The sequence below is a fragment of the Hydrogenophaga sp. 70-12 genome (assembly GCF_001897365.1).
Classification (GTDB): Bacteria; Pseudomonadota; Gammaproteobacteria; order Burkholderiales; family Burkholderiaceae_C; genus Hydrogenophaga; species Hydrogenophaga borbori.
This window is the reverse complement of record NZ_MKSS01000272.1, coordinates 1-8,779: the sequence shown is the minus strand read 5'-3', so window position 1 is coordinate 8,779 and position 8,779 is coordinate 1. Positions and strand designations below refer to the sequence as shown.

Below are 8,779 nucleotides of genomic sequence, written 5' to 3'. Positions count from 1 at the left end.
TCGAACTTCTCCTGGAACTTCTTGCGCATTTCCATCACCGGGGCCATGTTGACCTCGTTGAAGGTGGTGAGGATGGCGTTGGTGGACTGCGACTGCAGCAGGCGCTCGGCGATGCGGGCGCGCAGGCGCGTCATGGGCACGCGCTCCTCCGGGCGCTCGCCCAGGTTGGGACCGGCCACCGGCACTTGCGGCAGGGCCTTGGTGGGCGCACCCGTGGGGATCGCCACCGGTGCGGCCACGGCACCGGCGGCTTTGGGCGCGGCCACGGCGGCGAGCACGTCGCCCTTGGTCACGCGGCCATCTTTGCCGGTGCCGGCCACGGAGCCCGCGGCCAGGTTGTTGTCGGCCATGAGCTTGGCGGCGGCGGGCATGGCCACGCCGGCCTTGCTGCTCGACACGGCGGCAGCGGCGGCGGGGGCCGGCGCGGGCGCGGCGGTCGCGGGGGCCGCCGCCGGTGCGGCGGCGCCGGCCACGGCGGCGGTGTCGATGCGCGCGATCACCTGGTCGGCGACGACGGTGGCGCCGTCGCCCTGCAGGATTTCGGTGAGCACGCCGCCGGCGGGGGCCGGGGTCTCGAGCACCACCTTGTCGGTCTCGATCTCGATCAGGATTTCGTCGGCGGACACCGCCTCACCGACCTTCTTTTTCCACTGCAGCAGCGTGGCCTCGGCCACCGATTCGGACAACTGAGGGACTTTGACTTCAACGATTGCCATGTTCTGTTCCGTGCGTTCGTTCTATGGGGGACGTGTCGGGCGCCTGGCGGCGCGACCGCGAGGCCACGCGCCCGACAGACTGTCTTTACTTGGTCAGGATGAAGCCCTTGAGCTTGCCGAAGGCGGCGTCGATCAGCTGCTTCTGCTGTTCCTGGTGCAGGTGGGCGTAGCCCACCGCCGGCGAGGCCGAGGCCGCGCGGCCGGCGTAGCCGAGCTTCTGGCCCTCGAGCATGTTCTCGTGGATGTAGTGCTGAACGAAGAACCAGGCGCCCTGGTTCTGCGGCTCGTCCTGGCACCACACGATGTCGGCCGCGTTCGGGAAGCGCTTGAGCTCGGCGGCGAAGGCCTTGTGCGGGAAGGGGTAGAGCTGCTCGACGCGGATGATGGCCACGTCCTCGCTGCCCTTCTCCTCGCGCTTCTTGACCAGGTCGTAGTAGACCTTGCCCGAGCACGCGATCACGCGCTTGACCTTCTCGGCCTTCTTCACCACCTCGGCGTTCTGCTCGGGGATCACGGTCTGGAAACCGCCCTTGGTGAACTCGGACAGCGGCGAGGTGGCGTCCTTGTTGCGCAGCAGGCTCTTGGGGGTGAACAGGATCAGCGGCTTGCGCAACGGGCGCACCATCTGGCGGCGCAGCACGTGGAAGATCTGGCTGGCGGTGGTCGGCTGCACGATCTGCATGTTCGTGTCGGCCGCCAGCTGCATGAAGCGCTCCAGGCGGGCCGAGCTGTGCTCGGGGCCCTGGCCTTCGTAGCCGTGCGGCAGCATCAGGGCGATGCCGTTGACGCGGCCCCACTTCACTTCGCCGGAGGCGATGAACTGGTCGATCACCACCTGCGCGCCGTTGGCGAAGTCGCCGAACTGCGCTTCCCACACCACCAGGGTGTTCGGGTCGTTCGACGCGTAGCCGTACTCAAAGCCCAGCACCGCCTCTTCCGACAGGATGGAGTCGATCACCACGAACGGGGCCTGGTTCTCGGCCACGTTCTGCAGCGGGATGTAGGTGCCCTCGTCGTACTTCTCGCGGTTCTGGTCGTGCACGACCGCGTGGCGGTGGGTGAAGGTGCCGCGGCCGCAGTCCTCGCCGGACAGGCGCACCGGGAAACCGCTGGCCACCAGCGAGGCGAAGGCCATGTGCTCGCCCATGCCCCAGTCCACCGGGATGTCGCCGCGGGCCATGGCCGCGCGGTCGGCGTAGACCTTCTTCACCAGCTGGTGCGGCGTCACGGTGTCGGGGATGGTGGTGATGCGCTCGGCCAGGCGGTTCCACTCGGTCAGCGGGATCGCGGTGTCGGCGCTGTCGCTCCACTTCTTGCCCAGGTAGGGGCTCCAGTCGACCGCGTACTTGCTCTTGAAGTTGGTGAGCACCGGGTCCACCGTGTGGCGGCCCTCATCGAGCGCGGCGCGGTAGGTCTTGACCATGTCGTCGCCCAGCGTCTCGCCCAGGCCCTGGGCCGCGAGGCGGTCGGCGTACAGCTTGCGCGTGCCGGGGTGGGCCGCGATCTTCTTGTACATCAGGGGCTGGGTCAGGCTGGGGGTGTCCTGCTCGTTGTGGCCCAGCTTGCGGAAGCAGACGATGTCGACCACCACGTCCTTCTGGAAGGCCAGGCGGAACTCGAGCGCGAGCTGGGTGGCGAACACCACGGCCTCGGGGTCGTCCCCGTTCACGTGCAGCACGGGCGACTCGATCATCTTCACGATGTCCGAGCAGTACAGCGTGGAGCGGCTGTCGCGCGGGTCGGAGGTGGTGAAGCCGATCTGGTTGTTGATGACCAGGTGCACCGTGCCGCCGGTGGAGTAGCCACGCGTCTCGGCCAGCGCCAGGGTTTCCATGACCACGCCCTGGCCGGCGAAGGCGGCGTCGCCATGCACCAGCACGGGCAGCACCTGCTTGCCCAGGGGGTCGCCGCGGCGGTCCATGCGGGCGCGCACCGAGCCCTCGACCACCGGGTTGACGATCTCCAGGTGCGAGGGGTTGAAGGCCAGCGAGAGGTGCACCGGGCCGCCGGGGGTGGCGACGTCGGAGCTGAAGCCCTGGTGGTACTTCACGTCACCGGCGGGCAGGTCCTCGGGCGCGGTGTGGTCGAACTCGGCGAACAGGTCCTTGGGCATCTTGCCCAGGGTGTTGACCAGCACGTTGAGGCGGCCGCGGTGGGCCATGCCGATGACGATTTCCTGGATGCCGGCCTGGCCGGCCTGCTGCACCAGCTCGTCCATCGAGGCGATGAAGCTCTCGCCGCCTTCGAGCGAGAAGCGCTTCTGGCCGACGTACTTGGTGTGCAGGAAGCGCTCCAGACCCTCGGCGGCCGTCAGGCGCTCCAGGATGTGCTTCTTCTTCTCGGCGTTGTAGGCCGGGCGGGTGCGCGTGGCCTCCAGCTTTTCCTGCCACCAGCGCTTCTGGTTCTGGTCGGTGATGTAGTTGTACTCGGCGCCGATAGAGCCGCAGTAGGTTTCGCGCAGCGCGTTCAGCAGGTCGCGCAGCGACATGGAATCGCGGCCGAAGAAGGTGTTGCTGGTGTTGAACACCGTCTCGTAATCGGCGTCGGTGAAGCCGTAGAACGAGGGCTCGAGCTCGGGAATGTGGGGGCGCTCGGCGCGCTTGAGCGGGTCCAGGTCGGCCCAGCGGGCGCCGACGTTGCGGTAGGCCGCGATGAGCTGCTGCACGGCGGTGCGCTTGCGGGCCAGCTCGGAATCGGCGCCGGAGGCCACCACCACGGTGGTGCCGCCCTGTTTGGCGCGCTCGGCGAAGGCGTTGATGACCGGCAGGTGCGGGACGTCCTTGGCGTTGCTGCCGTCGACCGCGGGAACGTTCTGCAGGGCGTCGAAGTACTCGCGCCAGTTGTCCGGCACGCTCGTGGGGTTGGCGAGGTAGTTCTCGTACATCTCTTCCACGTACGGCGCATTGCCGCCGAAGAGATACGAGTTGCCCTGATAGGCAACGTAGATGTTGCCCGCGTTCGATGGGGTATCGCTCATGGATCCGCTGACCTCCGTCTTCCTCGGGAAGACATTAGCTGGTTAAGACAACCTTCCGCGACACGGCTGGACCGGTTGGCGGATGCGACAGTGACTGGGAAGGACCTGACTGCGGACGGCATTGTGCCACCGCCCCGCGCCAAGGGGGCGATCATGGGCCAAAGCCCACGCCGATACTGTGACGGGTGGTGAAGCGGGCGTGACCGGCGGGCGTGCTCAGGGCGCCACGCGCGGCGACAGCCGCTCGGACGCCGGCACCGAGGCCGGCTCGTCCATCTCGATCGCGATCTGGGTGCAGACGGTGCGGCACAGCATCACGGCCTTCTCGCTCTGCACACGATAGAACACCTGCGTACCGTCCTTGCGCTTGGCGAGCACGCCCGAGCGGTAGAGCAGGTTCAGGTGCTGCGATAGGTTGGGCTGGGTGGTGTCGATCTCGCGCAACAGCTGGGAGACCGACTTTTCCTGATCGCACAGGGCGCTGAGGATGCGCAGCCGCATGGGGGTGGAGAGCACGCCGAAGAGTTCGGCGGCGAGTTCAAAGACCCGCCCTTTCTCGACCTGGGCATCACTGGCGATCATGTCGGCCATGGCATCCGCGCTTGGTTGGAAATATAAGCATGGATGATAGCCCTGGCCCCCGGCCCCCGCCTAGCCAGCCCGCCAGGGCCTGCGGCGGGAGGCGCGCTCAGCCGCCCTCGCCCGCCAGCGCCTGGCGCAGTTCGCGCTTGAGCACCTTGCCCATGGGGTTGCGCGGCAGCGCCGGCATCACCGCCCAGCGGCGCGGCACCTCGTGGCGGGCCAGGTGGGCGCGGCACCACTCGCCCAGGGCCTGCGTGTCCAGGGTGTGGCCCCGCGCCGGAACGACGCAGGCGGCCACCTCCTCGCCCAGCCGTTCGTCGGGTACCGCCACGACGGCCACGTCCGCGATGCCAGGGAAACGCATCAGCGCGGCCTCCACGGCGGCCGAGGACACTTTCAGGCCGCCGCGGTTGATCACGTCCTTCACGCGGTCGATGAAGCGCAGCAGCCCGTCCCCGTCGGCCACCACCAGGTCACCGGTGTGCAGCCAGCCGTCGCGGAAAGCGAGCGCGGTGGCCTGTGGGTCCTCGAAATAGCCAGCCGCCAGGCTGGGGCCGCGGAACAGCAGCTCGCCCGGGGTGCCGGGCCCGACCGGCCGCCCCGCCCCGTCCACCACGCGCAGCTCGCAGTGCGGCATGGCCTGGCCCATGAGGCCGGCCTTGGCCGGCAGCCAGTGCGGCGGCAGGTAGGCGCCGGCCGGACCGCTCTCGGTCATGCCCCAGACGTGCACCTGCTCCATCCAGGGCCAGCGGACCGCCGCGCGCCCGATGAGGGGCGCCGGCATGGCCGCGCCGCCGTAGGCCAGGCGCCGCACGCGCCACAGGCCCTCGGCGCCGCGCTCGGCCTCGGCCAGCATGAGCTGGATCACCGAGGGCACGCCGTGGTAGACGGTGGTGCCTTCGGCGTCGGCCAGGGCCAAGCGCTGCGCGCTGTCCAGGTGGTGCTCCATGACAAAACCCGCGCCATGCACCCAGGAGGACATGCAGCCCAGGTTCAGGCAGGAACTGGTGAAAAAGGGAAACGCGCCCTGGTAGAGGTCACCGGCCACCAGCCCCACCGCGGCGCCCATGGCCAGGCCCGCATGCAGCAGGCTGCGGTGGGTGTGCACCACCGCCTTGGCCTGGGCCGTGGTGCCCGAGGTGAACAGCAGGCAGGCGGGTTCGGTGGGCGACACGGGCGGGCCAGCCGCCTCGGCCGGCCCCGGTGCCGGCCCGTCCAGGGTCGCCGGCCAGGCGGGTTCGGGCCCGTCCAGCAGCGCCAGGGGAACACCGCTGGCCGCCCCGAGGCGCGGCGCGCTGGCGGCCAGGCCGACCACCAGGCGGGGTCGCACCAGGGCCAGGGCCTGGGCCAGTTGCTCGTCGGACCCGCGCGTGCTGAGCGGCACCACCACCGCGCCGATGGCCCAGCAGCCCAGCGCCGTGAGCACCGCCTCGCGGCCGGCGTCGTTGTCCAGGTAGACAGCCACGCGGTCGCCGCGCGCCACACCCCAGCGGGTCAGGCCCTCGCCCACGCGGCGCTGCCAGCGCGCGAGCTGGGCATAGCTCAGGCGCTCGCGGTGCCCGGCGGCGGCGCGCGCGGACAGGGCGATGGCCGAGGGCCGCTGCAGCGCCCGCCGATCGATGAGCGCGCTCACGCTCAGCCCCTGCAGCTGCGCGGGCGATGGGGGCTCGAAGTCGGGACCGGCCATCGCTGCCTCAGCGACCGGTGAACACCGGCGCGCGCTTCTCGCGGAAGGCGTTCACCGCCTCCTGGTGGTCCTGGCTGCGGTTGGACAGGGCCTCGTAGGCGAGCGAGGCGTCCATGATCGAATGGGCCAGTTGCTTGAGCCCGATGTTCACGGCCATCTTGCTCCAGCGGATGGCCTTGACCGCCCCACCCGCCAGCCGATCGGCGAACTGCGCCACGCGCGCGTCCAGATCGGCCGCCGGCACGGCGTGGTTGATGAGCCCGATGCGCGCGGCCTCGGCGGCGCTCATCAGGTCACCGGTCATCAGGTACTCCTTGGCGCGCGCGTAGCCGATGAGCTGCGGCCAGATCACCGCGCCGCCGTCGCCCGCCACGAAGCCCACGCTGACGTGCGGGTCGCCGATCCTGGCGGTCTCGGCGGCGAACACCACGTCGCAGAACAGCGCGATGGTGGCGCCCAGGCCAGTGGCGTGGCCGTTGAGCTTGGCCACCAGCGGCTTCTCGCAGTCCAGCAGCGAGTAGACGATCTGCTTGCCCTCGCGGGCCGTGGTCTCGAAGGCGCCCGGCTCGTCGATCATCTTCTGCATCCAGTCGATGTCGCCGCCAGCCGAGAAGGCGCGGCCCGCGCCGCCGAGCACCACCACGTCGCTGTCCGGGTCGCCCGAGGCCTCGACGAAGACGCGCGCCAGCTCGGCGTGCATGCGCTCGTCGATGGCATTGAGCTTGTCGGGCCGGTTCATGGTGATCTCCAGCACGCGGCCCCGGCGCGCGAACTGAAGCGACGAATAGCTTGAAAAGTCCATGGGTTCCTCGCTCAGGCCGCGGCGCGGTAGACGTTGAGTTCCAGTTTTTCGCGCGCCATGGCGGCCGCCACCGGCGCCGACGCGGCCACGCGCTGCGCGTGCGCCCACAGCGCCGGCAGGCCCTGCGGGTCGATGCCCGCGTAGCCACCCCAGCGCAGCAGGGTGAGCGCGTAGGCGTCGTGGAAGGACGGCCGCTCGCCGAACCAGAACGGCGTGGCCTGCGCCACCCAGCCCTGGATGCGCTCCAGGTGATCGCGGAAGCGCTTGGTGTTGAAGCGCTTGAGCTCGGCGTGCACGGCCTCGTCCTCGGCGAACAGGTGGGGCTTGAAGACGTGGGCGAAGGTGGGGTGCGCGGTGTTGTTCATGAAGGCGAGCTGCGACATGGCCTGCGCGCGCGCCCAGGGGTCGGCGGGCAGCAGGCCCACCTGGGGGAAGCGGCGGTCCAGGTAGTCGGCGATGGCCAGCACCTGGGTCAGCGGCCGGCCCTCGACCACCAGCACGGGCACCTGGCCCAGGGGGTTGAGCGCCAGGTGCGCGGCGCTCAGGTGCTCGCCCTTGTGCAGGCGCACGGCGTGCGCCGCGAAGTCCTGGCCGATCGCCGCCCGGATGGTTTCCAGGCCGGCGTGGACCACGAACGAGCAAGTGCCCGGGCCATAGTGAAGTTCCAGCATGCAATGTGTCCTCGGTGGGGCCCGGGCGGTGCCGGGCGGGGTGGGAAGCGTCCGCCGGCCTCAGACGTCCAGGTCGTCGGGCACGGGGATGTCGAACTCCAGCAGCTGCTGGGCCATGCCCTTGCCCATGGGGTCGGGGCGCAGCGAACTGGGGCCGCCGCCGTCCAGGGCGCCGTCCAGCACGAAGTTCAGGGCGTGCAGGCCGGGCACCGCGTGGCGCACCACGGCGCCCTCGACCAGGTGGGCCAGGTAGGCCTTCACCGCCTCGGCGCTCAGCGCCGCCTCGATGAAGGGCAGGAAGGCCGGCCGGCGCGCGATGACGGCGATGTTGGAGGTGTTGCCCTTGTCGCCCGAGCGGCCCCAGGCCAGGCGCACCAGTGGCACGCGGCGCCCGCCGGGCCCGGTCGCGGTCGCGGTCGCGGCGTCGGCGCGCGGGGCCGCGGCCGGCGCCTCGGCCAACGGCGCACCGGCAGGGATGGGCACGCTCACGCACTGCCCGTCCAGCGTCACGCGCGGCGGCGCCAGCCGCGCCTTGTCCACCAGGCAGGTGAACAGGCGGTAGCGCGGCTCCACCACGGGCCGGCTGTTGAACATGAGCGCGCTGCCGGTGGTGGTGCCGGGCGCGAACGACACGCCGGGCACGCGCGCCTCGCGCGAGAACAGTTCCAGGGCCTCGCGGCGCGGGTGCGTTGCCGCCACGCGCGCGATCGCCTCGCGCAGATCGAAGGCGCGCGCGCGCGGGCCGTAGCCGTCCTCCGCGCCCACCACGCCCACGGCCACCTTCTCGAAATCGCCCAGGCCGCGCGCCAGCGCCATGGCGCGGGCCCGGCCGAGCAGCGCCTCGCCGGTGCGGCGCGCCTTGCGCACCGCGTCGATGCCGAACACCGGCAGCTGCGCCACGCAGCGGTAGCCGTCGAGGTAGGCGGCGGACAGCTTGTAGTGCGGGCCGGGTGCCTGGCCGCGCGCGCCACGCACCACCACGCGGTCGGGGCCGGCCTCGGTGACGGTGACGCCAGTGAAATCGCAGCAGACGTCGGGCAGCCGGTAGCGGGCCGGGTCGCCCACCTCGTACAGGATCTGCTCGCTGACCGTGCCGCGCGTGACCAGGCCACCGGTGCCGGCGGGCTTGCTCACCACGAAGTGCTCGGCGCCGTGGCATTCGATGACGGGGTAGCCGATGTTTTCCCAATCGGGCACGGTGTGCCAGTCGGTGTGGATGCCGCCCGTGACCTGCGGCCCGCACTCCAGGATGTGGCCCGCCAGCGAGCCCATGGCCAGGGCGTCGTGGTCGTCGGGCGTCCAGCCGTACTCGTGCATCAGCACGCCCAGCGTGGTCGCGCTGTC

Annotated in this window: 7 protein-coding genes; all 7 read right to left on the bottom strand. The window is 70.8% G+C overall.

What is annotated here, in order from left to right; translation table 11 throughout:
- Positions 1-716: biotin/lipoyl-containing protein (locus BGO22_RS15005; protein ID WP_286851518.1), on the bottom strand; the 716-nt coding region annotated here is incomplete at its 3' end.
- Between the two features lie 85 nt (positions 717-801).
- Positions 802-3,693: a 2-oxoglutarate dehydrogenase E1 component gene (locus tag BGO22_RS15000; RefSeq protein ID WP_070400037.1), complete on the bottom strand. Its 2,892-nt coding sequence runs from the start codon at positions 3,691-3,693 to the stop codon at positions 802-804.
- Positions 3,694-3,909: 216 nt separating this feature from the next.
- Positions 3,910-4,284 (bottom strand): ArsR/SmtB family transcription factor, encoded by a 375-nt coding sequence (locus tag BGO22_RS14995; protein ID WP_070400036.1) that lies wholly within the window; start codon positions 4,282-4,284, stop codon positions 3,910-3,912.
- Between the two features lie 97 nt (positions 4,285-4,381).
- Complete coding sequence (locus BGO22_RS14990; RefSeq protein WP_286851517.1) at positions 4,382-5,962, bottom strand: class I adenylate-forming enzyme family protein; 1,581 nt, start codon at positions 5,960-5,962, stop codon at positions 4,382-4,384.
- Positions 5,963-5,969: 7 nt separating this feature from the next.
- Positions 5,970-6,764, bottom strand: a complete 795-nt coding sequence (locus tag BGO22_RS14985; protein WP_070400034.1) for an enoyl-CoA hydratase/isomerase family protein — start codon at positions 6,762-6,764, stop codon at positions 5,970-5,972.
- Between the two features lie 11 nt (positions 6,765-6,775).
- A complete protein-coding gene (locus BGO22_RS14980; RefSeq protein ID WP_070400033.1) occupies positions 6,776-7,435 on the bottom strand; it encodes a glutathione S-transferase family protein in 660 nt (219 codons plus the stop codon).
- Positions 7,436-7,495: 60 nt separating this feature from the next.
- Positions 7,496-8,779: acyclic terpene utilization AtuA family protein (locus tag BGO22_RS14975; protein WP_286851515.1), on the bottom strand; the 1,284-nt coding region annotated here is incomplete at its 5' end.

Bases quoted from the DNA above. Each gene is read 5' to 3' on its own strand.
- BGO22_RS15000 (WP_070400037.1), bottom strand. From the start codon at position 3,693: ATGAGCGATACCCCATCGAACGCGGGCAACATCTACGTTGCCTATCAG.
- BGO22_RS14995 (WP_070400036.1), bottom strand. From the start codon at position 4,284: ATGGCCGACATGATCGCCAGTGATGCCCAGGTCGAGAAAGGGCGGGTC.
- BGO22_RS14990 (WP_286851517.1), bottom strand. From the start codon at position 5,962: ATGGCCGGTCCCGACTTCGAGCCCCCATCGCCCGCGCAGCTGCAGGGG.
- BGO22_RS14985 (WP_070400034.1), bottom strand. From the start codon at position 6,764: ATGGACTTTTCAAGCTATTCGTCGCTTCAGTTCGCGCGCCGGGGCCGC.
- BGO22_RS14980 (WP_070400033.1), bottom strand. From the start codon at position 7,435: ATGCTGGAACTTCACTATGGCCCGGGCACTTGCTCGTTCGTGGTCCAC.